This window comes from Nitrospirota bacterium, from assembly GCA_035516965.1.
Classification (GTDB): domain Bacteria; phylum Nitrospirota; class UBA9217; order UBA9217; family UBA9217; genus MHEA01.
In genome coordinates, this window is record DATIZR010000064.1 from 75027 (window position 1) to 101891 (window position 26865).

21 protein-coding genes are annotated in these 26865 nt (G+C 58.6%); 5 read left to right on the top strand and 16 right to left on the bottom strand.

Going from position 1 to position 26865, the window contains the following annotated elements; translation table 11 throughout:
* The first annotated feature begins 115 nt into the window (after positions 1–115).
* Entirely contained in the window at positions 116–649 is a 534-nt protein-coding gene (tpx, locus tag VL197_10465; GenBank protein HUJ18400.1) for a thiol peroxidase, read from the top strand.
* Between the two features lie 147 nt (positions 650–796).
* Here tpx and VL197_10470 read toward each other — a convergent pair whose 3' ends face one another.
* The gene (locus VL197_10470) at positions 797–997 is read right to left on the bottom strand and encodes a cold-shock protein (GenBank protein HUJ18401.1); all 201 of its coding nucleotides are present in this window, start codon (positions 995–997) and stop codon (positions 797–799) included.
* Positions 998–1233: 236 nt separating this feature from the next.
* On the opposite strand from VL197_10470, the gene VL197_10475 reads away from it, so the two are divergent.
* Positions 1234–3108 (top strand): M3 family oligoendopeptidase, encoded by a 1875-nt coding sequence (locus VL197_10475; GenBank protein ID HUJ18402.1) that lies wholly within the window; start codon positions 1234–1236, stop codon positions 3106–3108.
* 190 nt (positions 3109–3298) lie between these two features.
* Here the strand turns inward: VL197_10475 and VL197_10480 are convergent, their stop codons facing one another.
* The 9 genes from VL197_10480 to VL197_10520 form a co-directional block, all read right to left on the bottom strand.
* Complete coding sequence (locus VL197_10480) at positions 3299–6277, bottom strand: PAS domain S-box protein (GenBank protein ID HUJ18403.1); 2979 nt, start codon at positions 6275–6277, stop codon at positions 3299–3301.
* 335 nt (positions 6278–6612) lie between these two features.
* The gene (locus VL197_10485; GenBank protein HUJ18404.1) at positions 6613–6954 is read right to left on the bottom strand and encodes an SdpI family protein; all 342 of its coding nucleotides are present in this window, start codon (positions 6952–6954) and stop codon (positions 6613–6615) included.
* A 195-nt stretch (positions 6955–7149) separates the two neighbouring features.
* Positions 7150–7590 (bottom strand): DUF2721 domain-containing protein, encoded by a 441-nt coding sequence (locus VL197_10490; protein ID HUJ18405.1) that lies wholly within the window; start codon positions 7588–7590, stop codon positions 7150–7152.
* 58 nt (positions 7591–7648) lie between these two features.
* Entirely contained in the window at positions 7649–8548 is a 900-nt protein-coding gene (locus VL197_10495) for a complex I NDUFA9 subunit family protein (GenBank protein ID HUJ18406.1), read from the bottom strand.
* Positions 8549–8702: 154 nt separating this feature from the next.
* Complete coding sequence (locus VL197_10500) at positions 8703–11627, bottom strand: BamA/TamA family outer membrane protein (protein ID HUJ18407.1); 2925 nt, start codon at positions 11625–11627, stop codon at positions 8703–8705.
* A 121-nt stretch (positions 11628–11748) separates the two neighbouring features.
* Positions 11749–12471: a TerC family protein gene (locus tag VL197_10505; GenBank protein HUJ18408.1), complete on the bottom strand. Its 723-nt coding sequence runs from the start codon at positions 12469–12471 to the stop codon at positions 11749–11751.
* 180 nt (positions 12472–12651) lie between these two features.
* Positions 12652–12819 carry a hypothetical protein gene (locus tag VL197_10510; GenBank protein HUJ18409.1) on the bottom strand — a complete coding sequence of 56 codons (168 nt, stop codon included), beginning with the start codon at positions 12817–12819 and terminating at the stop codon, positions 12652–12654.
* A gap of 18 nt (positions 12820–12837) precedes the next feature.
* Positions 12838–14538, bottom strand: a complete 1701-nt coding sequence (locus VL197_10515; GenBank protein HUJ18410.1) for a putative sulfate exporter family transporter — start codon at positions 14536–14538, stop codon at positions 12838–12840.
* A gap of 252 nt (positions 14539–14790) precedes the next feature.
* Positions 14791–17505: a cation-translocating P-type ATPase gene (locus VL197_10520; protein HUJ18411.1), complete on the bottom strand. Its 2715-nt coding sequence runs from the start codon at positions 17503–17505 to the stop codon at positions 14791–14793.
* 316 nt (positions 17506–17821) lie between these two features.
* Here VL197_10520 and VL197_10525 point away from each other — a divergent pair, with 316 nt between their 5' ends.
* Positions 17822–19123 (top strand): pyridoxal phosphate-dependent aminotransferase, encoded by a 1302-nt coding sequence (locus VL197_10525; protein ID HUJ18412.1) that lies wholly within the window; start codon positions 17822–17824, stop codon positions 19121–19123.
* A 77-nt stretch (positions 19124–19200) separates the two neighbouring features.
* Here the strand turns inward: VL197_10525 and VL197_10530 are convergent, their stop codons facing one another.
* Together VL197_10530 and VL197_10535 are read right to left on the bottom strand one after the other, a co-directional pair.
* Entirely contained in the window at positions 19201–19977 is a 777-nt protein-coding gene (locus tag VL197_10530; protein HUJ18413.1) for an IS5 family transposase, read from the bottom strand.
* 18 nt (positions 19978–19995) lie between these two features.
* Positions 19996–20595 (bottom strand): hypothetical protein, encoded by a 600-nt coding sequence (locus VL197_10535; protein HUJ18414.1) that lies wholly within the window; start codon positions 20593–20595, stop codon positions 19996–19998.
* Between the two features lie 553 nt (positions 20596–21148).
* Between VL197_10535 and lsrF the strand changes: the two genes are divergently transcribed.
* Together lsrF and VL197_10545 are read left to right on the top strand one after the other, a co-directional pair.
* On the top strand, positions 21149–22021 hold the full coding sequence (gene lsrF, locus VL197_10540; GenBank protein HUJ18415.1) for a 3-hydroxy-5-phosphonooxypentane-2,4-dione thiolase: 873 nt from the start codon (positions 21149–21151) through the stop codon (positions 22019–22021).
* A 175-nt stretch (positions 22022–22196) separates the two neighbouring features.
* Entirely contained in the window at positions 22197–23225 is a 1029-nt protein-coding gene (locus VL197_10545) for an alcohol dehydrogenase catalytic domain-containing protein (GenBank protein HUJ18416.1), read from the top strand.
* A 130-nt stretch (positions 23226–23355) separates the two neighbouring features.
* Here the strand turns inward: VL197_10545 and purN are convergent, their stop codons facing one another.
* The 4 genes from purN to VL197_10565 form a co-directional block, all read right to left on the bottom strand.
* Positions 23356–24006: a phosphoribosylglycinamide formyltransferase gene (purN, locus tag VL197_10550; protein ID HUJ18417.1), complete on the bottom strand. Its 651-nt coding sequence runs from the start codon at positions 24004–24006 to the stop codon at positions 23356–23358.
* Positions 24007–24152: 146 nt separating this feature from the next.
* Positions 24153–25178: a phosphoribosylformylglycinamidine cyclo-ligase gene (gene purM / locus VL197_10555; GenBank protein ID HUJ18418.1), complete on the bottom strand. Its 1026-nt coding sequence runs from the start codon at positions 25176–25178 to the stop codon at positions 24153–24155.
* A gap of 73 nt (positions 25179–25251) precedes the next feature.
* Positions 25252–25728, bottom strand: a complete 477-nt coding sequence (locus VL197_10560; protein HUJ18419.1) for a hypothetical protein — start codon at positions 25726–25728, stop codon at positions 25252–25254.
* Positions 25729–25856: 128 nt separating this feature from the next.
* Positions 25857–26858, bottom strand: a complete 1002-nt coding sequence (locus tag VL197_10565; GenBank protein HUJ18420.1) for a radical SAM protein — start codon at positions 26856–26858, stop codon at positions 25857–25859.
* Between the last annotated feature and the right edge of the window lie 7 nt (positions 26859–26865).

Below are 26865 nucleotides of genomic sequence, written 5' to 3' on the forward strand. Positions count from 1 at the left end.
TATCAACCGGTCAGCGAAAAGCGAGGGATCGTGCACGGTCCCTTCCTTGACAAGGAGCGCGTGGTGATCTATTTATTAAATATCAGTGCCGTTCCAGGCTGGAAGGAGGTAAGTCATGACAGAAAGAACGAACATAATCACGATGAAAGGGAGGCCGGTCACCCTGGTCGGTCCGGATCTCGTGGTGGGGGAAAAGGCGCCGGCTTTCACCGTTCTCGACGGGGAGCTAAAGGAGGTTCGGCTTGGCGATTTTGAGGGCAAGGTGAAGGTCATCAGCGTAACGCCGTCGCTCGACACGCCTGTCTGCGATCTGCAGCTCCGGAGGTTCAATCGCGAGGCCGGATCGCTCCCGGACGACGTGGTCGTGCTGAACATCAGCATGGACCTGCCCTTCGCCATATCCCGGTTCTGTGCCGCTGCCTCGATAGAAGCTGCCAGGGCGCTCTCGGACCACCTCGATGCATCGTTCGGCGAGGCATACGGCGTCCTGATCAAGGAGCTCCGGCTGCTCGCGCGGTCAGTCTTCATCCTGGACAGGAACAACGTGCTGCGCTACCGGGAGATCGTCCCGGAGCAGTCGAATCATCCTGATTACGACAGGGCGCTTCAGGCGCTCGGGAGCATTGTGGGAGCGTCAAAGGCTGCTTAGCAGGGACAGGAGGGGGTCGGCAAACGGGGTTCGGGGAGTAGTATGTAAGGGGGGAGGCTCTCCGCGTTGAGGCGGCTGTTGGTATGCCGGTAAAAAACAAATAGGCAGGTCCCTTTCGGACCTGCCTATTCTGATTGGCTGGGGCTATTAAAGCTTTACGACATTCGCTGCCTTCGGGCCCTTCGGGCTGTCGACAACGTCAAATGTCACGTTCTGACCTTCAGCCAGCGTCTTGAAGCCGCTGTCCTGAATGTCCGAGAAGTGGACGAAAACATCTCCGCCTTCTTCTTTGGTAATGAATCCAAAACCCTTGGAGTCATTGAACCATTTCACGATCCCATTTGCCATTCGGCTGAACCTCCTTCTTGTGGAAATTGAAGATAACGGAAATGTCGCAAAAAAAGCCGCAAGACGTGGGTCTTTGCGGCCGCTTTGGAACAAAGACTTCCGAACTTCGAAAGAATAATCTCATACCAATCGCGACTTGTCAAGCGCTTTTCTGAGATTTTGGATTTACTTCCGCCCGTTCTTTTTTGTATACTGGAATGAGAAGAAGGAAACGACGCCCGTACCAAGGAGCAGGCATGCCGCGAACCGCAATGGTCAAAGCCGGGACCTCACGAAGCCCTCTCAAGGTCGGACAGACCTCGTGGAACCTGAAGACGCTCTTCAGGGGCGACAACGATCCGCGCAGGGATGAGCAGCGTAAGGTCCTGGAACAGAAGGCGTACGCGTTCATCAACGCCTGGAAGGACCGCGACGATTACCTGACGGCCCCCGATGTGCTTCGGCAGGCGCTGGACGAGTACGAGGTGTGGAAACGGAGCTGGGGCACCGACGGCAACGAGGGCTACTATTTCTGGCTCAGGACGCAGCAGGACCAGAACGACCCGAAGCTCAAGGCGGCATTCAACAAGATCGAGGAATTCAGCAAGAAGATCGAGAACGACAGCCAGTTCTTCCACCTGAGGGTCGCGCGGATCAGGCCGGAGGACCAGCAGCGCTTCCTCGAATATGGACCACTCAAGAAGTACCGTCACTTCCTGGAGCGCGTCTTCGCCGAGGCCCGCTATCATCTGAGCGAGCCCGAAGAGAAGATCCTGAACCTCAAGTCCGCCACCTCCTACGCGAACTGGACGAAGATGACCGCGGGCTTCCTTGCAAAGGAAGAGCGCGTCGTCGCGCTGGACGACGGCAGCCGGGCGTCAAGGCCGTTCTCCGAGATCGTCGGGCTGATGAACAGCGGGAACCGGAAGGTGCGGGACACGGCGGCCGCGGCGTTCAACAGCATCTTGAGCAGGCATGCGGACGTGGCCGAGGCGGAGCTCAACTCAGTGCTCCAGAACAAGAAGATCGACGACGAGCTCCGCGGCACGCCCCGGCCCGACACGCTCCGGCACCTTGCCGACGACATCGAAAGCGATGTCGTGGACGCGCTGGTAGGCTCCGTAGCCGGCCGCTTCTCCATCCCCGCCCGCTATTACGAGCTCAAGGCTCAGCTCCTGAACGTGAAGAAGCTCAGATACCACGAGCGGAACGTCGAGTTCGGCGCGGTCGCGAAGCACTACCCCTACGGGAGATCCGTGAACCTCGTGCACCAGGTGATGGGCAAGCTCGATCCGCAGTTCGCGGCCATTTTCTCCGGGTTCGTCAGGAACGGCCAGATCGATGCCTACCCGAAGAAAGGAAAGGACAGCGGCGCCTTCTGCATCCACCACCTGATGGTCCAGCCGACGTACATCCTGCTGAACCACACCGGCAAGATGCATGACGTGCTCACCATCGCCCATGAGCTGGGCCACGGCATCAACAATGAGCTGATCCGGGAAAAGCAGCACGCCCTCGATTTCGGCACGCCCACGTCGACCGCCGAGGTCGCAAGCACGTTCATGGAGGACTTCGTGCTCGAGGAGCTCCTGCACAAGGCGGATGACGAGCAGAGGCTGGCGATCATGATGCAGAAATTGAACGACGACGTGTCGTCGATCTTCCGGCAGGTCGCGTGCTACCGCTTCGAGCAGGAGCTGCACCAGGAATTCAGGAAGACGGGATATCTTCCCCGGGAGCGGATCGGCGGGCTGTTCACGAAGCACATGGCGGTCTACATGGGCAGTGCCGTGGAGCAGTCGGAGGGGTCCGGGAACTGGTGGGTCTACTGGAGCCACATCCGCTATTTCTTCTACGTCTATTCCTACGCCAGCGGCCTGCTCATCTCCAAGTCGCTCCAGAGCGGGGTGAAACAGGACCCGGCCTTCATCAACAAGGTGAAGGAATTCCTCGCCGCCGGGCTCTCCGATTCGCCCAGGAACATCTTCGCGAGGCTCGGGATCGACATCTCGGACCGCACGTTCTGGAACAGGGGTCTGGACGAAGTGGAGCGGCTGTTGAACGAGACGACAGAGCTTGCGGAGCGGCTGGGGAAGATCAGGGGGAGAAAAGGGGTGAGGGGACGGCCTTAACAGGATGCATCAACGCACAGGTAAAAGGTCGTCCTCCAGATCCATGCCAAGGCATTACGCGAAATACGGTCCGCATGTCCGACCGGTCGGTCAGTGACCCTGCATCGCTCCCGGCCTGGAGCAGGCCCTCCCTCAAATACCCGGGAATCTGGCCGGCTTTCGTTCGCGGACGCCTGAGCCCCGCGGAAGGCTATGTTTTTTCAAGCACCCGGCGCACGTGCTGGAGGAATTCCTTGGGCGCGATCGGCTTCTGGACAATATCCAGGTCCAGGGTGAGGATCCCCTTCTTCCGGATACTGTCCGACGTATAGCCGCTGGTGAACAGTGCCTTGATTTCCGGCCGGATCCGCTGCAGCTCCTGGTACATCTCTATGCCGTTCTTTTTGGGCATGATGATGTCGCTGACGACCAGATCGATGCCGCTGCTGCCCCGGAACTTTTCCAGCGCGTCTACGCCATCGACGGCCTCGATGACCGTGTAGCCAGCTTCCTCGAGCACCATTCTGATAAGCTTGCGCACTTCCCCGTCATCCTCGGCGAGCAGCACGGCTTCCGTTCCCCTCTGCATGCAGACCGAGGCCTGCCTGGACTTGCCCGGAAGCTCAGTGGCGAGGAGCGGCAGGTATATCTTGAACGTCGTGCCCTGTGCGGGCACGCTGCTCACCTTGATATACCCGTTGTGCTGTTTGACGATTCCGTACGCCATCGCAAGCCCCAGCCCCGTGCCCTTGCCGACCTCCTTCGTGGTGAAGAAGGGCTCAAATATTTTCGCCCGTATTTCTTCGTCGATGCCGCTGCCGGTATCCGTGACAATCACGCTTGCATAGGTTCCGGGTCTGCCGTAGCCTTGGGTTTTCAGAAAATCCTCGCCCATTTCGAAGACGCCCGTTTCGATCGTTAAAAGCCCGCCGCCCGACATGGCATCCCGCGCATTCGCAGCCAGGTTCATCAGTACCTGTTCCAGTTGCACGCTGTCCGCCAGGACCGGCAGATCCTGCGGGAGGAGCTTCGTCTCGAACTCGATGTCTTCTCCGATGATCCTTGCCAGCATCGCTTCCACCTGGCCTATGACGGCGTTGAGGTCAACGGGCCTTAATTCGATGACCTGCTTCCTGCTGAACGCGAGGAGGCTGCGCGTGAGGTGCGCGGCCCGGTCGGCAGAAGCAAGGATCTGCCGGGCGTATGCACTCAGGCCGTCGCGTTCCGGCAACTTCATCACGAGGAGGTTGCCGTAGCCGACGATGGCAGTAAGAATGTTGTTGAAGTCGTGAGCGACACCGCCCGCCAGCTGGCCCACGGCTTCCATTTTCTGCGCCTGGCGAAGCTGGGCTTCGAGCTGCTTGAGCGGCGTGATATCGGTGATCAGGCCGTCATAATCGACGAGGCGCCCGCTTTTGTCAAAACGCAGCACCGCCGTGTTCCTGACCCATCGGAGCGACCCGTCCTTGTGGATGATCCGGTGCTCCACGGGCTTCATCGGACGGCCCGACAGCATCTTCGCCTCATAGCCGGCGACGAGGTCCCGGTCGCCGGGATGGACGATACGATGCCACAGGTCGGGATCGGCGCCGTATTCCTCGGGTCCGTACCCGGTGACCGCCAGGCAGCCGGGGCCGTGCATGACGTTCGAGGGACGGCCGTCGTCGATCTTGACCGCATACAGATAATCCGTAACCGACTCGACGAGCCGCCGGTAGCGCTTCTCACTGTCAATGAGCGCCTTCTGGGCGGACACGCGCTCGGTGACGTCCTGCACCGTCGATATCATCAGGTCCTGCGCAGGAAGCGGGATGTTGACGGCGGTAACGTATCTCGTCTCTCCCCGCCCGCTCATGATCGGGATGTCATTCCACCGCATCCGCGCCGGGTCGCCGCTGGCAATATCGGACAGTATCGTTTCCCGCACCTTCTCCCGCTGAACGGGATCGGGATACACGTGGCGGAAGAAGTCATCCACGTCCCCGAGAACGTCCGTCGGCCATCCGTATATTTCCGTGAATTTTTCGTTCAGATAGATCGCCATCCCGTCGCTGATCGAATTTACGGCCAGGCCGATCGGCAGCTTATTCAGGATCGACTCAATGAAGGCATTGCGATTCCGGAGCCGCTCCTCCGCGCCCTTGAGCTCGGTGATATCGCGCACCACGCACACAATGGCAAGCGGCTCGCCGATGCGGTCACTCATGACGGAGGCGGACAGGCTGAGGATGCGGTCGGGACTGTTCTGCAGCCGGTAGGTTGCTTCCGAGCTTCGGACCTCCGCCCCCTGGATGACCGATTCGATCTCCCTGCTGAACGGGATGCTCTCGACCGTGCTGAACTGCTTTCCCGCAAGATCCTGCTCGCTGCAGCCGAACAACGCGCAGGCAGCCCGGTTGACCAGTCTGATCACTCCTGTACGGTCGAGCACGATCAGGGCATCGTTCATGGTATCGATGATCTGGCGGGCGGCAAAGGCGGGTGTGATCGGCATGAACCGGTAGCGGACGATCGCATGGACGGAGAGGCCGATAGAGAGGAAGATCGGGACATAGCCAAAGGGGTACAACTGCAGCCCGAAGGAAGGGGCAAAATCAACGGCCCCAAGGCAGCCTATGGCAAACGCAACCAGTCTGAGTCTGACCGGCATCAACGAGGGAGAGCCTTGAGGAACCCTGTGGTATCCCGCCAGGTAGCGGTGCAGCACATGACCCATGCTGCCGGCAAAATAGAGCAGAAACGGTATGCTCGTCAATCCGTACCGGGGGTAAAATCCCCATGGGTAATGGTACAGTGCGCCGAACTGGAGATCGGTGCTCACGATGAGTATCAGAAAGAAAGCGCCGAGCATCCAGGAGGACAGGATGCGCAATCTGACCTTCTCGTTATCCTTGAGCATCATCGCGCTGTAGTGGTAGGAGGCGCCGGGGATAAAGGCGATGCCGACATAGGCGACCCTGGCCCACCACATCGCGAGGCTTTCTTCCTTCGCGCTGTACATCCAGGTGAAGGCAAAGAGCCAGACCGCGATTGCCAGCGTCAGCAGGAAAAATACCACGCTCACCGGGGAATCCCGTTCGCGGCCCAGAGCATAGATCCCGAGACAAAGAACCCCCAGGGCAATCGACAGCGTCTGGATCGCAAGCGGGTTCAGCAGGTAGAGCGCAGTATCGAGAAGGTGGTGCTGCATGGACGTAATTGCTCTCGTCTTGACATTCCCTGTTGTTCAGGAAAATGTCGTCGTCTTGAGCCAGCAGGTCTTAACGGGATTTTTCTCCGGCGGGTGTTTCTCCCGGATTTACCGTCCCTACCTCATCAATGCATGGCTACGCCTGTTTTATCGGCATAACCTGCCAACTTCTTAAGTGAATTCGGAGCATGCTTCGGATCGTGCGGATCGCGGAGTGGAAGGCAACCCGTGCTGAAGGTGCTGCTCATCCAAGGTCGCTTCCGAACGGGGCCATTACCCCGCCTTCATCGACAAGGTAAAGGGATCCCTCGCTGTCGGGCTCCCCGGGCAGTTTTTTACCAAAGTCTCTTTGCAAAGAGCCAGCTTTCAATGGTGGGAATAATGAATATGAGGGGAGAACGCGCAAGCAGGGGATGGAGGCTTTTTCTTGCACCGACAGGAATAATAAGTGACAGCATGCCAATGATAATGATGACGACAGACCAGATTATCATCCTCCGCGCGCCAAACCGATTGATCTTGTACCAATTCTCATCCGGCTTAAACGATTTTCTGAACCGTACGCCGTAGAAATAATTCATCCCTATCTTGTTCTTTAGCAAAGGCAAGCATAAGGCGATGACCAAAATGCCAACAAAGACGTTGGTAAGACCAAACATTAAACTTTCATGGTCCATGGGAATCCTTTTTTTCGGCAACCGTGTATCAAACAAATTCAAAATGAACCTTCAATTGGCAAAGGACGCAACTACCGTTTAGTACAGGAAGGACAGGCGGAACAAGCGACACCGATGTTTTCCGCCTCAGCCAAACCAGTATCCCTGCGGGGAGCATCCCGCAAGCACCGTGCCGAGTTTGCCGGATAAAGGCGATCAGCGGGGCCCGATACGAATGTTCGCTGTAGCAATAAAAATTTCCCGCAGAAAAACAAGAAATGCCGCGACCAGGAGCAGCATGGCCGTGATAAAGAGCAGCGCTATGGTAATCGCAAAGTCGAATTGAAAGAAGTTCCCGAGAAAGAGGATAGCTATTACGGTGCACACCAGTAATGCCGTTGTCGTGCAGAGGGTGATTGCCAGGCTGATGTGCTTCGATCGCCGTGACAATATGACCAGTTCGGCATGAAGGTCTGCGGCTTTTTCGGCTGGTGTGCTCTCCAGCGTAACTTCCAAAACGCGCGCACGATCGATAATTCTGCTAAGCCGGTTGGTCAACACCGTCAGCATCGCTGCGATCGCGGTGAGAAGAAAAACCGGAGCGACAGCAAGCTGGACAACATGAGAGACAGATCCGATATCGCTTATTTCACGCATAAAAAACCTCCCCAGCGGATACGGCCGATCGTGCTCCTGACCGCTTCTTCGATCGAGCTTATGCTCCCGATTCCCGCCCGAGAAATCTCTTGAGCCCGTCCCGGAAGCGGACCGGAACGTTGCCGCAGGCTTCACAAATGTCCCGTACGCCGCACACGTTGTCCTCTTGCAGCATGATGAGCTGCTCCGTGGTGAGCGGCGGCTTCGGGAGCACGGTTTCGAGCACGCGCGCCATGGGCCGCATGAGGAAAAGGGGCATGTGGATCGTCGGACGTTTGATCCCCAGGGCTTCTGCTATGGCGACGGTCACCTCTTCATAGGTCAGTTGTTCGGGCCCGCCGATCTCGTAGATCTCGTTCAGGGACGCGTCGCTGGTCACGGCTTTCACGAGGCAGGAGACCACGTCGTCGATATAGATGGGCTGTACTTTCGACTTGCCGGAACCGATGACCGGAAGGACGGGCGATTGCCTGATGACCTCGGCGAGCCGGAGCGTGAACTGGTCGCCGGACCCGTAAATGAGCGACGGACGGAGGATCGTGAAGGGAATGCCGCTCGCGCGCACGAGCTCTTCGGCCTGCCATTTGGTCTTGTGATACTCGCTCCTGGCCCCGGGCCTCGTCCCGAGGGCGCTCTGGTACAGGAAGTGGCGCACACCGGCTTTTTTCGCGGCGGCAAGGAGATTGCGCGTTCCCTCGACATGCACGCCCTGGAACGTGGCTCCGTGTGCTTCCTGGATGATGCCGACCAGATGGATCACCCGCTCCACGCCTGCCGCAGCGTCGTCGAGCGCCTCTCTGTCCGCAATATCGCCCGGGATCAGCTCGACCTTAAGGTCCTTGAGCTCCTTCGCCTTCTCCGGGTTCCGCACCAGGGCGCGAACGTGGAGGCCCTGCTTGCGCATTTGCCTGATGAGATGGCTTCCCACAAAGCCCGTACCGCCCGTGACCAGGATCATGCCGCCCCTCCCGTCAATCTTCACAAGATGATGACCGTTTTATCTAAAGCGTTAGGATTTGTCATTTCGAACGTAGAGAGAAATCCCGGGCCACGGGGAAACACCGGATTTCTCCCTTTCGGTCGATATGACGTCATTGATGAAATACGCTGTGCTAGAACCCAAGCGGCATCCAGGCATTCAGGATCAATTGGTTCTCTCCTTCCTGGTCCAACCCCTTCGCGAAACCCAGCCTCACGGTAATGGGAAGATAGTATCCAAGATCCATATCCATTCTGAGCTCGGCGCCGACCGAACGCTTCGCATCGGATTCGTGGAGCGAGCCATCGTCCCAGGTGTTCCCTGCCTCCGCGAACACTGCGCCATGCAGCCTTCGGAAAAAGAACGGGGTCTGGCCGAAACCGCGTTCAATATTCCAGATCGGGAACCGATACTCGAGGCTCAGAAGCGCTGCGCTCTTTCCCCGGAACTCGTCAGTTGGGTATCCCCGCAAATAGACCTGATGGTCGTTGATGGAGAGGGTGATATCGCCGGGCATGTCGCCCCCGAGTTGAAAAGCTCCCTGCGGAAACGTGTTCATGCTGACGCCCGTCGACGTTCCTGCGAAGGCCCGCACCTGGAGCACATGATGCTGCCAGGGCATGCTGATGTATTCGTGCCAGTCGGCGGTATATTTATTGAACTCGAGGTCGCTCCCGATGGATTTGTCAAAGCGTTCATATCCCAGTTCAAGGGTCCTGCCCTGTTCCGGGCTGATCGAAAAATCATACCGCCGCGAGTTGTTGAAGAGATAACTGGCCCTTCCGGACGCAAGCACGCCTTGGAACGGGACCGGTCCGTTATACCCGGGCCAGGGCAAAACGCCGGGAATGACGTCGGTGATCGCCGATAGCTCCTTCCACTGGTACCCGATCGAGACCGCGTGCTGGGTCTGCGTCTTGATCAACGGAAAGATCGCCTCGAGTCCGTAGGTTTGCTGCCGCTCGACATAATCATCGCCCACGGTGCCCTGCTGGAGCAGGTTTGTATACGTTGCATCTATGTCGGAGGCGCTCAGATGGATCGTGGGATACAGGCCGTCGTAGAAATAGTCGAACGTGTACCAGAAATGGTTCGTCTTAGTGCCGTAGAGACCGGTTATAACATATTCGTGCCGCTGGGCCACGTCCTGACCCTCGGTTAAAAAGCCACCGAGCACCGAGCGCTGGCTGTAGCCGATCCAGGGAAGCCAGAACCGGGGTGCAAGCGTGGGCAGCGGATTGTAGGGCCGCTCCGCTGTCTCGAACCTGCGTTCCTCGTACTGCATGGCCGGGTACGGGTCCTGGTACGGTGCGGCCAGTTTCCAGGAACCCGGGTCCACGGCAACAGCGTGCACGTCGTAGCCTTTGGCACTGTACCCGGTAAAAACGAGGTTCCTGTTGTCCGGAGACGGCCGGGGAGAGAAAGCCCCGCCCAAGACATTCGTCACCTGGTAGAGCTTCTTTGTCTCGACCTCGTAGGCGAAGATGTTGAAGATTCCGGTCCTATCCGACGTGAAATAGAGATACCGGCCGTCCGGGCTCCATGCGGGCGCGCCGTCGTTCGCCCGGTCATGCGTCGCTTCTTCGAGCTTGTTGCCGTTGGCGTCTAGGATCCAGACATCCTTGTATCCGCCCGGCTGCCACACGCTTACTGCGATGCGGGAGCCGTCCGGGCTCCACCGAGGGGTCTCGTACTGAACGACGCCCTCTTCAGTGAGATACGTGATGTCCCTGGGCCCGGCAGGCAGGTCCCGGTGCGAGGACAGGTCGAGCAGCGCCAGCCTGGTCTGGCCCAGCCTGTTCGTGACAAAGAGCAGTTTATTGCCGTCGGCCGAGGGGTCGGGATCACGGCCGCGGACGTCGTTCGTGACCCGCACCTCCCTATCGCTCTTCAGATCGTAGAAGTAGATGTCGTCGTACAGGTTCGTATTCCGCACGACCTCGAGCTTGGTGTAGTAAAGCCTGCTGCCGTCCGGAGACCAGGCAGGTGACATGCCCGAGGCGCTCGTCGGGAACACATTTTCGATCAGTTTCCTGCTTTTCGTCCCGTCGCTGTTCATGATATAGATGCCCGGGAATTCGTCCCCGTTCGACTCGAAATAGGCGATCCGATTCCCATCGGGTGAATAGACCGGTGAGATTGTCTCATACCCCTTCCGGGTCAGGGCTGTCGATGTCGTCTCTCCCCGTGCACGGACGTCAGCACGCTGCTTGTCATATTTTTTCTGCAGCGATTCTTTCCACTCGCGGTACAGTTTTCCGTAATACGATCCGAACGTTTCTTTTGCCGTGGAATTGACGAGGAAAGGCGCGCCTCTACCGCTGTAGTTCAAGCTCAGGTCCGCCAGCTTTTTCCGGCCGTAGGTGTCCGCGATATACTGGGTAAAGGAATCGCCGAAGAGATAGGGCACGTCGCCTGACGGCCACGTGTCCGGCGAGACGGTCATCTGGCTGATGTGCGGAAAGGGACCTTCAAGCGTGGCCATGCGCAGGACCATGTCAGCGCCGGCCGACCGGCCGCGGCCGCCTGACGTCTGCGCAGTTTCTTCATACACCGCGAGCCCTTCGATCAGCCACTCAGGCTGGAGCGCGTTCGGAAAATAAAGTCTGCCGAAGATCCTCTGCAGCACGCCGCCCAGGCCGCCGTTGATCATGTCCAGCTGCAGCACGTGGGTATACTCGTGGGTGATCAGGAGGCGCATCCACTCCTCGTAGGGCGTCGTGCCGAAGCCCGGCTCGCCCACCGGCTGGGTCAGGAGCAGTACCATCTGGTTGTATGGCAACACGGTCGTCATCCCGTTCGCTTCGTCCATGGCGTCGACCAGCACGACCTCGGTCTTCTGCCGGGGCTCCCACTTGATCCGGGGCACGAGCCGCGCGTACACATCCTCGGCGATCTGAGCGGTTCTTTTTGCAATCTCTTCCCCGCCCTGGTGGTAGTGAATGCGGAAATGCGGCGTTTCGAGCGTTGTCCAGGTGAACGAGGGGTCGAACTTTGCAAATGCAGGAGCGGCAGCAATAAGCAGGAAAAGGGACAAGGTGAGGATGAAGGATTTCAAGCAGGCCTCCGCCGGGGTTCCGCGTGTTTCCCGATAAAATAATATCAGAGGCGCATCGGGAGTCAAGAGAATAGTAGCGGGGTTCGTCGGGGATCATTCCGCAGTTCCGATCCCTGCGGCATCACTCGCGGGATTGCGCGGCCTTCTCCAGTTTAGCCCTGTCTCGCCGCACGAGGAACAGGCCGGCGGCGATCACTCCGGCCGCAAATAATCCCTCGAGAGCATAACGCAGGACCGGACCGGGCGCGAACAGCCTTCCGATGACAGGATCGGTCATGATCATCTCCCCTCCGACCTTTCCGAGGATGGCCGCTCCGATGTAAATGATGACGGGATATTTGTCCATGAGCAGGGAGAGCAGGCTGCTGGTGAAGACGATGAGGGGGATGCTGAGCGTGAGCCCGAAGAGGAGCAGGAAAAAATTGCCGTGCGAGGCGCCTCCGACGGCCAGCATGTTGTCGAGGGCCATCGTGATATCGGCGATCACGATGAGCCTGATCGCGTGCCAGAGAGACATTCCTTCGTGGTGCGTCGCCACCGCCTCCTCGTCCTCGACGAAGAGCTTCACGGCGATCCAGAGGATGACGGCCCCGCCCGCGAGCTTGACGTAGTTCACCAGGAGCAGCTTCGCCACGAAAAAAGTGATGATGATCCTGAGCAGGACGGCAGCGGCCGACCCGTAGATGATGCCCTTCCTGCGCTGCTCCTTCGGCAGCGACCGGACGGCCATGGCGATGACCACGGCGTTGTCGCCGGCAAGTACCAGATCGATGACGACAATGCTCAGCAGGGCAGAGAGAAACGTCCAGTCAAAAGTGATGGTGCCGAACGAGAGCGAGTCCAACGAGATGCTCCTTACGGGAAACGAGGCTTGGTCACTGTACCACAGGAAGCGCGCAGGAGCCAAGAAAAAGATTCCTCGCTTCCTACGGCCGATACGGACCGGAACGAGACAACGGCCCTGGTGAAATAAAAAGGGCGGCAGGAAAATTGACCTGCCGCCCGTGCGTTCCGACGCCGGATACTAATGCCCCGCCCCGGTCGGGAAGAACGTGTAGCTCACCCAGACCAGGATACCCAGGAGAACGGTGCCCAGTCCGATGCTCCACCCGATGAGCTTCTTCTCCACGGGGAGAAGCGGCTCCCATTCCATCTTTTTCAACTCTTCAGAAAGTTTCGGTTGATCAGCCATGATAGTCCCCTTTCCTCTCTAGCCCACCAGCGGCGGTTTGACGCCGTGGAAGAAGATCCACGAGATAATAAGCCCGATCCAGATAATGAACCCGAAGAGCGAGATCACATAGACCGCGGCGAGCTTGCCGATGCCCTCTTCCCAGAGCTTCTTGAAGTTCGACACCAGGCCGATCGTAAAGAAGGTCATGACGAAGAAGATCCCCCGGAAGACGTTGGCCTCGCCGGTCGCGGCTTTCGCGGCGCCCATCGTCGCCATCGGCGCCTTGAGCTGGTCGTTCAGGGGTGCCAGCTGTGCCTTGTCCTTTGCGATCTTATCGGTCAGGGAAGCAACGGCAGCCTTGTCGTTCCCGATCTGGCTTTTCAGCGCCGCGATGGCCTTCTTGTCCTTCGGCTTTGTCGCGGCAAGCTTGGCCTCCTCGTCGGCGACCTGCTTGCTCAGAGAGGCCTGCTGGGTCTCTTCAGCGGCTATCTGCTTGGTAAGCGGGCCCGTCTGCTTGCTCATTGCGGTCGCTGTCTTTGACGCAGGCATACAGACAAGAAGGATGATCAGGAAGGTGACGATATAGCCGATGACGAACTTCGGGAAGCGGTCCCAGATCTGTCCAGGCCGCACCCGTTCGCCGGGCTTGCACTCGATGAACGAGCACCAGATGATCGCAAGCACGAAGGCCCACACGCCGATGAAGACGTCGATGAAAACCTTCACGACCGCAGCGGCGTTCTTGATCCATTCAGGCTGGTACATGATGCCTGCCGCTGCGTTCTTTCCCAGGATCAGGCCTTCGGTCACCGCGCCGGCAGCAACGGCTGCTCCGTCGGTCTTGACCGCGAGGCCCATCCAGGCGCCGGCCACCATCGGTTCCTTCCAGAGGAACGTTTCGGCAAAAAAAGGCAGGATGACAAGCTCGACCACAGCGAAGATCACAACGAGGGAGGACACCATAATGGGCACCACCGGTCGGGCCTTAATCGCGCCGCCCGTGGCGATCGCCGCCGAAACGCCGCAGATCGAGATCCCGGACGCCAGAGGGGCGGCCCATTCTCTGCTGAACTTGAAATATTTGCGGGCGATGAAGTAGACGAGAGCCCAGTAGATGAGGTAGGCTTCGACGATGGCGCAGAGGCCGCGGAACATGACCGCCGTGGCGAGCCCCAGCTTCTCTGCTGCCATGAGGCCGAGCGAACCGCCCAGAATGACGATGGCCGTCTTGATGTACAGTTCGGGCCGGACCGCCTCCTTGATCCAGTTCCCCAGGGACGGTACGAAGTTACCGAAGAAGAGACCGACGAGAAGGGCTATGATGAAACCGGCCTCAGCCGTGAGCTTCAGCGACCAGGTGATCCCGAACTTCTTCATGTCCGGCGCCGTGGTTACCGCGATATTGGCCCAGCTTCCGAGGATCCAGCAGAAGTAGCTTATCCAGAACACGACGGTGAAACCGATGGCGAACTTCTTGATGTCCGCCTTGAGCGCAGCAGCGCCCAGGGTCATGACGACGAGAAGGACAACGTAGGTGAGAACGAGCGACACGAACCCTCCCAGCCAGGTCGCCGAGATCGGTTTAAGCGCCTTCGTGATGTCGGTCCAGACGCCGGTGGTCACGCCCCACTTCAGGACGTCGGTGCCGACAAAGGCCCCGAGAGATACGATGAAGATGAACAACCCGATCCATACTGCCAGCCAGTCTTCACTGATGCCTTTTGTTTTTTCTTCCATGCAAATGATGTCCCCCTTTCCCAAATTTGAGCATTTCACCGCAATAAAGCTCCATGCTGCGCTTCAGGCGACTGCGGGTCGTTTTTCCTCATCACCTCCCCCGTGATCTGAATCGGTACCATAACTTGCAAGAGAATGACGTCTGTCGCTTCAGGTAAGAAATTTGGACTGGAATGTGCTGTTCCGAAGATCTTTTTTCGAACCGATGCGGTCTCGAATGGTACAAAATTATGATACCAGGGAATGAATATGTCAAGCTGTTTTTTGGCGCCGCTTGAAGACCTTCTCAATCTCCACGGCAAAGAACACCGCGGAGGACAGGAGAAGGACGAGCGTCAGCTCAAGAGCGCTCAGGGGCTGGGTCTTGAACACCGCGTTCATGGCCGGGACATAGATCGTCAGCAGCTGGAGTGCGATCATCGCAAGAACGCTGGCCAGGAGCGGCTTGTTGCTCAACACTCCCTGCGTGAACAGGGACGCCCGCTCGGAGCGGATGGCCATAACATGCCCCAGCTGCAGGAAGCAGAGCACGGCAAAGACCATGGTCTGCCAGTGGCTGTCGCCGAACCGGATGGCCCCGAGCTGCACCGAGAGTACGACCCCCGCCATGAGGAGGCCGACCCAGACCGCATGGACGCCGAGCCCGTGGCTAAAGATGCTCTCCCGGGGGCTGCGCGGCGGCCGCTTCATCACATCGCCCTCTTGCGGCTCCAGGGAGAGGGCAAGCGCCGGCAGGCCGTCGGTCAGCAGGTTGATCCAGAGGATGTGGATCGGCTGAAGCGGGATGGGGAGGCCCAGGAAGGGCGCGAGAAAGAGCGTCCAGATCTCGCCCGAGTTCGTCGACAGGAGGTATTTGACGAACTTCCGGATGTTATCGTAGATCCTCCGGCCCTCCTTCACGGCCTTCACGATCGTCGCGAAGTTGTCGTCGAGCAAGATCAGTGACGACGCTTCCTTGGCCACGTCGGTGCCGGTGACGCCCATTGCCACTCCTATGTCGGCGCGCTTGAGGGCGGGGGCATCGTTCACGCCGTCGCCGGTCATTGCCACGAAGTGCCCTTTGTCCTGGAGGGCACGGACGATAGTGAGCTTCTGCTCGGGCGCCACGCGCGCGTACACGCGGACGGACTCGACGCGCTGCCCGAACTCGTCAAGGGAGAGCGCCGCGAGCTCGGGCCCGGTCATGATCGCCGCGGGATCGTCGCTCTCCAGGATTCCCACGCGCCTTGCGACTGCCCGCGCGGTCAGCGGGTGGTCACCGGTGATCATCACCGGCGTGATGCCCGCGCCCCTGCAGAGCGCCACGGAATCCCTTGCCTCTTCCCGCGGCGGGTCGATCATGCCAACAAGGCCGAGGAGCACGAGGTCCTGCTCCGCCCCCTCAAGGGAGAGAACCTCCGGGACCCCGTCCCAGGTCCGCATGCCGACGGCCATGACCCGGAGCCCGTCCCCGGCCATCCGGTCGCTCACGGCGAGGACCTCCCGTACAGCGATCTCCCCGATCCCCCCCGAGGTCAGGACCTTGGTTGATTTTCGGAGAAGGACCTCCACGGCTCCCTTGGTGAAGGAAACAGAGGTCCCCTGGATGAGGGACGTGGGACGGGAGGCGGGGGGCAATCGATGAAACGTGGTCATGAGCTTTCGATCGGAATCAAAGGGAAGCTCGGCAATGCGGGGCCACGACGACTCGAGCGCTTTTTTGTCGTATCCCTTCGCATGGGCCAGGCTAAGCAGCGCGGCCTCGGTCGGGTCGCCGACCACCCTTCCGGCAGCGTCACGCTGAGCGTCGTTCGAGAGGGCGAGAGCGGTGAGAAAAATCTGACGGGGAGACGCAGTGGCGGGGAGACGCAGTGACAAAAAAGCGGATTCATCTTGGTGTTGGGTATTTTCCCCGAGTCTCCGTGTCCCCGTGTCCCCGTGTCTTGCTTCGCTCATCCCGTCCACCCACATCTCCTCGACCGTCATCCGATTCTGTGTCAGCGTCCCGGTCTTGTCCGTGCAGATGTACGTGACGGAGCCGAGGGTCTCGACGGCGGGGAGTTTCCTGACCAGGGCGTTCTGCTGCACCATCTTCCGTGCGCCAAGGGCAAGGGAGATCGTGACCACCGCGGGCAGCGCCTCGGGGATGGCCGCAACCGCAAGGCTCACGGCAACCAGGAATATCCCGACCGGCTCTTCTCCCCGGAGCAGCCCTGCCGTGAAAATAACAGCGCAGATCACGAGCACCGCGTACGCAAGCCGCACGCCGAAGGCGGCAAGCCGCTTCTGGAGCGGCGTCTTCCCCTCCTCCTCGCCCTGGATCATGGCCGCGATCCTGCCGAGCTCGGTCTGCATGGCTGTTGCCGTAACGACGCCGACGCCCCGGCCATAGGTGATGAACGTGCCACGGTAGAGCATGTTCTTCCTGTCGCCGAGAGGCGCGTTCTCCCCGCCGACGACACTCGTCTGTTTTTCGACAGCCAGCGATTCGCCCGTCAGCACGGCCTCTTCCACGCTCAGCCGCACCGCTTCGAGGAGCCTCATGTCGGCGGGCACGATCCTGCCGGCATCGAGCAGGACAACGTCGCCGGGAACGAGCTCGGAAGCCGGCACGGTTTCAATGGCGCCCGACCGCATGACCGCCGCGTTCGACGCGGCCATCTTCTTAAGCGCCGCCATTGCCCGCTCGGCCCGGTACTCCTGGATGAACCCGAGGAGGGCGTTCAGCACCACGATCACGATAATGGCGGCGGCATCAGCAGCCTCCCCGATGATGCCCGAAATGACGGCCGCAGCGATCAGGATGATGATCATGAGGTCCGTGAACTGGCCGAGCAGCATCAGGAGGGGGCCCTTGCCGCGCTTCTCGGCAAGCTCGTTCCGGCCATGCCGCACCAGGCGCTCCCGCGCCTCTTCCGGGGACAGGCCCTCGCGCCGGCTCCCCAGTTCGGCCAGGACTTCGTCTCCGTTCATCCGATGGAATTGCACGCTACCTCCGGAAACCATCCGATTGCCGGTGTTGAAGAAGCCCGGCGCCTTGTTCAAAAATAGCATGGGCCCCGCCGTTTGTAAACCCGTTCGAGAGCACGATTGCTGACTCGGCCTCGCGTTTTCGGCGCGGCCATCCGAAAAAGACGGCCTCGAGGGAATCCCGACCGGCTGCAACACTGCCCGGCGCCTGGTCAATAAATGTCTTTACTCAACGCGGAACTTTTAGTAATATGATGAAACTTTTGCGGGTATTCATGATCACGGAGGCAGGTCATCAGCCCTGCGAACAGCGGCTGGGACATGACAGCGGACTATGAGAAACAATATTGTATCGCCGGGCGCGGACGAGCTGAAATACGAGATCAGGGAGATCGTGGCAGTTGCCAAGGAGTTCGGCAGGCTGGGCATCGAGGTCATCTGGGAGAACATCGGCGACCCCGTACAGAAGGGCGAGAAGATCCCCGGCTGGATCAAGGACATCGTCATCGAGGCAAGCCGCGAGGACATGACCTACGCCTACTCCCCCACGAAGGGGCTCGAAGCGACGCGCGAGTTCCTGGCCCAGCTGGCGAACACGAACGGCAAGGTCAGGATCACGAAAGAGGACATCATCTTCTTCAACGGCCTGGGCGACGCGATCAGCAAGATCTACGGCCAGCTCAGGCGGGAGTACCGCGTGATCGGCCCGAGCCCTGCCTACAGCACCCACTCCTCCGCAGAGGCGGCCCACGCCGGCGCGGAGTACATATCCTATAATCTCGACCCGCGCAACCTCTGGTACCCGGACCTGAGCGATCTCAGGATGAAGGTGAAATACAACCCCGCGATCTCCGGGATCCAGATCATCAATCCCGACAACCCCACAGGCGCCGTCTATCCCAAGGAGGTGCTCCAAGAGATCGTAGCCATCGCCCGCGAGTACGACCTGTTCATCGTCTGCGACGAGATCTACATCAACATGGCCTACAATGGCAAACGGGCGGTCCCGCTTGCGGAGGTGATCGGCGACGTGTGCGGCATCTCGATGAAGGGCATCTCCAAGGAGCTCCCCTGGCCCGGCTCGCGCTGCGGCTGGATCGAAGTGTACAACCAGAAGGAAGACCCTGTGTTCGCCAAGTACGTGAAGAGCATCCTGGACGACAAGATGCTCGAAGTGTGCTCCACGACGCTGCCCCAGAAGGTGATCCCCACGATCTTCGGCGACAAGCGCTTCCCGGGCCATGTGGAACAGAGGAACAAGCGGTATGAGCGCAGGTCGAACGTCGCCTACGACCTCCTGAAGGACATCAAGGGGATCGTCGTGAACCGGACGAACGGCGCGTTCTACATGACGGTCATGTTCGAGGAATCGGCGCTGAACGGCAGGCAGTCGCTCCCCGTGAAGGACAAAGCGGTCAAGGACCTCGTAGAGAAGATCACGGACAACGTGGCGCTCGACAAGCGGTTCGTTTACTACCTGCTCGCGACCACGGGCATCTGCGTAGTGCCGCTCACGGGCTTCAACTGCAGCCTGAAGGGCTTCCGGATCACGCTGCTCGAGAACGACGAAGCCAGGTTCGAACAGATCTTCAGGACTGTGCGCGAGAAGATCATCGAGTATCTGAAAAGCGCGTAGACAGCGCTGATACTGATTCTCAGAATGGGAACGCAAAAGCCGCCGGACGGATTCCGGCGGCTTTTTTAGAACCTATCTCAAAATTGCTTGAGCAGGATGCAAATGGATGCTAGCTGCACGAAGCCGAGAAAGTTCGTCATGTAGTATTCCCAGCGAACGACGAGACGACGTTGCCAATGAAGCCAAGACCAGAATCTTTCAACAAGCCAACGACGCTTATAGCGACGCAACACTCGACCGTCTTGCGTTGGTTGCATTACCCGATTCTTCTTATGCGGCGCAATCATCTCAATGCCGTCTTTTTTCAAATCATCATCGAGGCGGTCACTGTCATAGGCTTTGTCGCCGATCAGTTTCTCCGGCTTCGCTTCGATCATATAGAAGTCGAAGGTCAGTTGAACGAGCGTGACCTCATGGTGATTAGCGGCGTGGGTAGTGACGGCCAGCGGCAGGCCATTGCGATCCACGATAGCCATGATTTTCACGCCTTTTCCGCGTTTTGTCGGGCCGATGCCATCTCCTCCGCCCTTGGCAGGTGAGAAGGTGGCATCGATGAAGGCCTCGCGTTCATCTATCGCTCCAGACTCGCGCAGGGTGTTCGCCAACTGGCATAATGCATCGCGCAGTACGTCATTACGGCACCACTGTTGAAAGCGACGATGAACCGTCTTGTAGTTCGGATAGCACTGCGGCAGCATGTGCCACTGGGCGCCGGTGTTCAGTATCCAGAGCACACCTTCGAGGACTTTGCGGGTGGGTACGGGCTTGCGTCCAGGGCGACCATCGGGAATGTTCTCTTCCGGGAAATGCTCCCGGATGAGTTCCCATTGCTCGTCTGTCAGACGCACGGCCATGACAGATAATACCGCGTCCTACGAAGATGACAAGCAAAATCTAATTTTGAGATAGGTTCTAGATTTCTCTCCTGCGACTGGTTTGGTCAGCAGCTGGCCTTGTCGATGCTGGAAAGCTCTCTCTTTGACCTGCTCAAATATTTTTGAGAACCGGGATAATTGAATGGCATATAGGATGCCAATAATGACAAAGAAGAACAAGATGATAAAAATATATATTCCCTTTTCCAGTGTTGCACGGGGAAATGTTGAGAAGAATACAATTGCGAAAACAATTGGAGACCAATTTGCATAACCCATTACGCTTATTTCACGACGTACACGATCAATCCGAATCAGCCCATGCATGACTGGTGTATAGTGAAATAGCCTAAAGCTGAACATCTTTTCTCGAAACCCAATTGCATCCTGGCCGAACTCATGAAAAACAATTGGCGTCGAAAGTCCCTGACTATAATCCTGAGATAAGTCATCTACTGATACTCGCGGATCATCGGCAACAGTAAATGATTTTTTGAACAGTGTGAGCCCATTAAGAAAGTAGAAGCTGGCCCAACGGCCGCTTAGTACCGACTCCACAATTACGACTAATATTAGCAATACCATCATTATTTCCACAATTCTTCCCCACACTAACAAGATATTAGTTCTTCGGGATAGAGTAGCATAGACTTGAGTGGCCGGTCAATGAATTTAGGAAATAACTCGATATAACTGCATGAAATCGCTAAATTTGCTTCAAACGACCAATATGCAAATTGTAGTGAAGTTATTTTAGCGTGACTAATATGCAAAATCGGAATAGTCGATTTCACATGCAGTGGTCGTCCCATAGAAGAATTTGACGTTTATCCCGGAAAAGAAGGAGCTGCGGCGATCTCATTTGGCCGACAAGTACGCGCAGGAGCCTCCATATGGTCCGAAATGCCAGTCTACCCAGGCATGTCACCGCGCATAGCATCCGCCATTCTTTTGCGCCCCGTCTGCGGCAGGCAATAAGTACATCCATTATCAAGGAACGGTTGGGTGGCAGGGGACGTCCGTACCAGGCGAGTGCCCGTCAGTTTCGTGACATTTTTCTTGATTTATTCGGGCGCTTGCATTAGATTAAAAACCTGCTCGTTGGCCCGCAGGTGCGGCCGCAGACGCTTTTCGCGAAGGAGACACGATCATGGCAGAACAGGATTTCTCGAAGAAGGAAAAGGAGTATCATCTTGACGTCCCGCAGACGTGCGAAGCGTTTTTCCTGAAGGGATCGAACTCGTATGACTGGGGAATGAAAAACCGCCTGGCCCGCATTTTCAATCCCAGATCCGGGAAGACCGTGATGCTTGCGTTCGACCACGGGTATTTCCAGGGTCCCACGACCGGGCTCGAGCGCATCGACGTGACGATCCGGCCGCTCGCGCCTTACGCAGACGCCCTGATGCTGACGCGCGGGACCCTGCGCTCCCTCATCGATCCCTCGGTTGCCAACCCGATCGTCATGCGCGCGAGCGGAGGTCCGAGCATCCTGAAAGAGCTGTCTGACGAGCGGATCGCCGTCGACATGGAGGACGCGCTGCGCATGAACGTGAGCGCCGTGGCCGTGCAGGTCTTTATCGGCGGCGCCAACGAGACCCAGACGGTCCACAACATGACCCGGCTCGTGGACATGGGCATGCGCTACGGCATGCCGGTGCTCGGCGTGACGGCGGTCGGCAAGGAACTGACACGCGACGCGCGGTACATCAGCCTTGCAACCCGCATGCTTGCCGAGCTTGGCGCTTCTTTTGTGAAAACCTATTTTGTGCCGGACTTCGAGCAGGTCACCGCCGCATGTCCGGTGCCGATCGTCATTGCGGGCGGGAAAAAGCTTCCTGAACGCGAGGCCCTTCAGATGGCGCGGGATGCGATCGACCAGGGCGCCTCGGGGGTGGACATGGGCAGGAACATTTTCCAGTCCGATTCCCCCGTTGCCATGATCGGGGCCGTGCGAAAGGTTGTGCACGAAAACTGCGGCGTCAAGGAAGCGTACGAATATTATCTGGACACAAAGAAATAGACCCAACAACATCGGGTCTGTCTCGCGCAAAGCCGCAAAGCCCGCAAAGTAAAACCGACGCCCGAACGAAGGCGTTCATCCTTTCTTAGCGTCTTTGCGCCTTCGCGAGAAAATCGCCTTTCGATCCTTTCGCTCATCTTGATACGACGCTCAGGAAAGTAACATCTCAAAATAAATGAAAGTCGGTGTCTACTACAAGAATAGCGACGTTCGTGTGGAAGAGCGTCCGCAGCCCGCTGTCGGCGACCGTGACATCCTGGTCAAGGTGATGGCCTGCGGGCTCTGCGGAAGCGACCTGCTGGAGTGGTACCGGATAAAACGCGCCCCGCTCGTGCTCGGTCACGAACCCGCCGGCATTGTTGTAGAAACCGGAAAGCTCGTGCGCTCGGTTAAACCGGGGGACCGCGTTTTTGTGACCCACCATGTTCCCTGCAACGCCTGCTACCACTGCCTGACCGGCCACGAAACCGCCTGCACGACCTTCCAGAACGTCAATAACTTCGAGCCCGGCGGTTTTTCGCAATTTCTGCGTGTGACGGGCAGGAGCGTCGATACGGGAACATTTGTGCTTCCCGACTCCGTGAGCTTCGAGCAGGCAACCTTTATCGAGCCGCTGGCAACGGCGGTGAGGGCACTGAGGACCGTGGGGCTGAAACCGGCCCAGAGCGTGCTCGTATGCGGAAGCGGCATCGCCGGCCTGCTCATCGTCAAGCTGGCCCGTGCCATGGGCGCGGGTCCCGTCATTGCCACCGATGTCAGCCCCTACCGTCTTGAGAAGGCGCGTCAATACGGGGCCCGGCACACGATCGCAGCCGGGGAGGACGTGCCGGCGTTCATAAAAAGGATCAATGAGGGGCGACTGGCGGATACCGTCATCCTGTGCGCGGGCGCGCTGCCTGCGGCACGGACAGCGCTGATGTCTGCCGAGCGCGGAGGCACGATACTGTTCTTTGCGGTCCCGAAACCGGGCGAGACCCTGAATGTGGATTTCAATCCGTTCTGGCGGGACGATATCACGATCAAGACCTGCTACGGCGCTGCGCCGGTGGATAATATGCAGGCGCTTGATCTTATCAAACAGGGTACCGTGGATGTATCCGACATGGTGACGCACCGGTTCGGCATCGACCGGATCGGAGAAGCATTCATGACCGGTGCGATGACCGACAGCTGCCTGAAGATCATCGTAGAGCCGAACCAATAGGCGGTAGAGCAATTTGAGGGGATATTTTTCCCCGGGAAAAGGCCAGGCAGCGGGGAACGGAACGGCCCGGCTATTTTGAAATTTGAGGTGTGCAGTAAAGAGAAAGCCCTTTTACGAGAAAGGGCTTTTTTTATGGATTGATCAGAAATTCGCCGCTTTTTTCCTCCGGGCCGGCTACCAATACCCTCCTGCCCTTGACCATGAGCCTCCCGTCAGCAAAGAGCTGTATGGCGCGGGAATAGATCTTGTGTTCCTGTTTCAGAATGCGGGCGGAAAGAGTGTCCTCGGTGTCGTTGTCCAGGACCGGCACCACGGCCTGAATGATGATCGGCCCGGTGTCCATGCCTTCGTCCACGAAATGAACGGTGCAGCCCGAGAATCTAACGCCGTGCTCGATGGCGGCCTTCTGGACATGAAGCCCGGGAAATGACGGCAGTAGGGCGGGGTGGATGTTCATCATGCGGCTGGGGAAGGCGCTCACAAGGGTCTTCGTGATGATACGCATGAACCCGGCAAGGCAGACAAGCTCTACGCCGTGTTTTTTGAGCTCGCCGGCCAGGAGGGCGTCATATTCTTCGCGCCTGCCCTTGAAGCCCTTGGCGCTCACGTGAACGGCCGGGATGCCGTGCGTGCGGGCACGCTCGAGCGCAAAAGCATCGGCCTGGTCGCTGATCACGACGGCGAGCTCGGCAGAGAGCGATCCCTTCCCGATGTTGTCGATGATTGCCTGGAGGTTCGAGCCCCGGCCGGAGACGAGCACGCCGATCTTTACTTTTTTCATGAAAACTCCAGAAATTAACCGCACAGGACGCGGAGAGCACAGCGGGAAAAGATCGTACTGCATCACCGTTCGTCATTCCCGCGAAAGCGGGAATCCAGTGTCGCTGGATTACGGGTCAAGCCCGGAATGACGGGCTTGAAAAACGCCTATGAATACTTTACAACCTGCTTTCCTTTTATGATCTCGCCGATGTGCGAGGCCTTTTCCCCAAGCTTCTTTGCCTTCTTCATCACGGCTTCGGCCTGCTTCGCGGGCACCGCGAGGACCATGCCGATGCCCATGTTGAAGTCCCGGAACATCTCCTCGTCATCCACGCCCGCCTTCTTCCGCACGAGATTGAAGACGGGGTGCACGTCCCAGGTGCCCTTCCTGATCAGGGCGGCCGTTCCCTTGGGGAGCATCCTCGGCGTGTTCTCCGTGATGCCGCCGCCGGTGATGTGCGCCATGCCGCGGATGTCGAATTCCTTGAGCAGCGCAAGGATGGTCTTTGCATAGATCCTCGTGGGCGTGAGCAGCACCTCTCCCAGCGTTTTGCCGTTGAGCTCGGACAAGAGATCGTCCATGCCGTATCCGGCTTTCTCGAGCAGGGCCTTCCGGACGAGGGAAAAACCGTTGCTGTGCAGGCCGGACGAAGCAAGTCCGATCAACTGGTCCCCGGGCCTGATCTTCCTCCCGTCGATGATCTTCTTCTTTTCGACCACGCCCACGGCGAACCCCGCCAGGTCGTATTCATCCTCGCCGTAGAAGGACGGCATTTCTGCCGTCTCGCCTCCGATGAGCGCGCACCCGGACCGTCTGCAGCCCTCGGCAATGCCTTTCACGATCTCTGAATGCTCCTGCGGCTTGAGCCTGCCCGTTGCAAAGTAATCAAGGAAGAAGAGGGGCTCCGCGCCCTGGACGATGATATCGTTCACGCACATTGCCACGAGGTCGATGCCGACGGTGTCGTGCCTGTTCGTCAGGAAGGCGATCTTGAGCTTGGTGCCCACGCCGTCCGTGCCGGAGACCAGCACGGGCTCCCGGTACTTCTTGAGCGCGAAGAGCCCTCCGAAGCCGCCGATGTGGGTCATGACCTCGGGACGGAACGTGGATTTGACGTAGGGTTTGATCTTCTGGACGAAGAGGTCGCCGGCATCGATGTCAACGCCGGCGTCTTTGTACGTGATGGTCATCAGGAGCCCCCGCTTGAAATTTTGGTCGATACTACCGGTAAAGCGATTTTCTGTCAACAGGTTTCAGCGGACGTCACTTGACCTTCTTCTGGATGTCCTGCACCGTAGCGTTGTTCAGGAGCTTCATGAATTCCGGGTTCGCCATGAGCGTCGTTATGTCCCCGGAAGTCACTGCCTTCATCATATCCGGGTCCTCCAGGATCTTCTTGAAGCCGGGATCGTCCTGGAGCGACTGGATCATTCCCATGATCTCCTTGTCGCTCAACATTTTATCCTGGATGGACCGCAGTTCTCCCGATGATGGCGGCTGTTCGCCTTTTTTCGTACCATCCTCTGCTGGCCGTGACCGTATTGCGCGGACCTTTGATTCCTCCAGCTTGATCGTACCGAGGCTGGCCGATCTGACCGTATAGACCCCACCGGCGAGCGAGAGGACCTCCGCTGAAATGATGCTGCCGTCGTTCATTTCGATTTCGCGAACTTCTCCGGCAGCGGCGCTTCCCGCGGCAAGAATCAGAACCAGACAGGCATACAGGACGAGCCATCTCATCGGCATCTCCTTGACGTCAAGCGGAATTGGGGAAAGGATATGCTCATTCTTTTTCGGTGTCAAGGAGATCACCGCTTTCCCGCGTAGAACAGAAGAGTGCCCTGCGGACGGCCGGCGCCATGCCTGCTTCATACGTGTGCCAGGACAACTGTTCTGCGCGGCATGCCTGATTCCGGTCGAAGGCTGACGGCCTTCAGACCGAACTGCGTCTTCAGTGCCGCGATGTTCGAACGATGCTGCCCTGCCGCATTGGAGATGTCGAGGGGATGGACCAGGAAAACAGCGGTTGCCGGGACCTTCCCGTGCTCCAGCGCAGTCCTCATACTGTCCAGCAGTATCGCGGACTCCACGAGCTGACGGAAGGCCGGGTGGTAGGGACCGGCAATGACCGTTCCGGCCTTTTCCAGTTCCTCCGTCGGCTGAAGCCCGATCCGTATGACGTCGATGCCTTTTGCTGCGAACCGCAGGAGAGCGTGCTTACAGACCGCAATGGCCTCGTCGAGCGCGAGGGGTGCATACCTGTTGGTTCGGTACAGCTCTTCGAGCGGCGTGTCCCTGATCACGAGAGCGGGGTAGAGGCGCACGAAATCGGGTGCCAGGGAGATGGTTCCCGCGACGGTCTCCCGGAAGGTTTCCGCCGAGTCGCCGGGCAGGCCGGGCATCAGCTGCAGTCCCACCCGGAAGCCGTACTCCCGCAGGAGGCGCGCGGCATGAACCGTGTCAGCGGCCGTATGGCCGCGGCCGGAGAGAATCAGGACCGTATCATCGAGGGACTGGACACCGAGCTCGACGGTTTCGACGCGATGCTCCTTCAGAAGACCGAGGACCTCCCGCGAGATGCAGTCTGGCCGCGTGGACAGCCTGATGCTCCTGACCCTGCCGGATGCGATGAAGGGCTGCGCGGCCTCGAGGTACGCTTTCTGCGTCGCGGGGGGAAGAGCGGTGAACGTGCCTCCATAAAACGCGATCTGGCACGGCTCTTCTGAAGTGCGGGACTCGAGATAGCGGTTTACGGTTCGATGCAGGGATGATGGTTCGTCAGCGGTTTTCCGGCCGGTGATGTTCCTCTGATCGCAGAAAACGCACTGGTGGGGGCATCCGGCATGGGGAATGAAGAAGGGGATGATCATAGGGGCT